1 protein-coding gene is annotated in these 819 nt (G+C 69.5%); it reads left to right on the top strand.

Going from position 1 to position 819, the window contains the following annotated elements:
• A partial coding sequence (locus RJ03_RS07175; protein WP_245552205.1) for an IS5 family transposase occupies positions 1–819 on the top strand: 819 nt, incomplete at both ends.

Raw genomic sequence — 819 nt, 5'->3', positions numbered from 1 at the left:
GACCAGCGTAGCGGTGACGGGGCGCGCGGACCTGACCGACGCCCAATGGGCCCGGCTGGCACCGTTGCTGCCCCGGGGCAAGAAGGCGGGACGCCCTCCCGCATGGACGAAAAGGCAGCTCGTCAACGGGATCCGATGGCGGGTGCGTGTCGGATCGCCGTGGCGCGACGTGCCAGCCGAGTACGGGTCCTGGCCAGCGGTGTATGGACTGTTTCGCCGTTGGCAGCGGGCCGGCGTGTGGGCGCTGCTGCTGAAACTGCTGCAGGCATTCGCCGAGGCGGCAGGCTCGATCCGATGGCAGGTGAGTGTGGACTCCACGATCATGCGCGCGCATCAGCATGCTGCCGGTGCGCGCCGTGACAGTGCCGGCCAGGCCGAACCGCCGGGCGGCAACGGTGAACCCGAACCGGGCGATCACGGGCTGGGCCGATCGCGGGGCGGCTGGTCGACGAAGCTGCATCTGGCGTGTGAGCAGGGCTGCGGGGTGCTGTCGTTGCTTGTCACACCCGGTCAGGCTGGTGACAGTCCGCAGTTCACGGCCGTGCTGGATGCGATCTCGGTGCCGAAACTCGGTGGTGGACGGGCCCGGATGCGGCCGGAGCGGGTGCTGGCGGACAAGGCGTATTCCAGCCGTGGTAACCGGGGCTGGTCACGTCGCCACGGGATCAAGGTCACTATCCCGACGCCGTCGGATCAGGCCGCGCACCGGCGTCATCGTGGCCGGGCGGGTGGTCGTCCGCCAGCGTTCGACAAGGTCGTCTACCGGGACCGCAACGCGGTCGAGCGAGGCATCAACCAGCTCAAACAGCATCGCGCGGT

The organism is Nocardia aobensis NBRC 100429 (assembly GCF_000308375.1).
GTDB classification, from domain to species: Bacteria; Actinomycetota; Actinomycetes; order Mycobacteriales; family Mycobacteriaceae; genus Nocardia; species Nocardia aobensis.
This window is presented reverse-complemented; position numbering and strand designations above follow the sequence as displayed.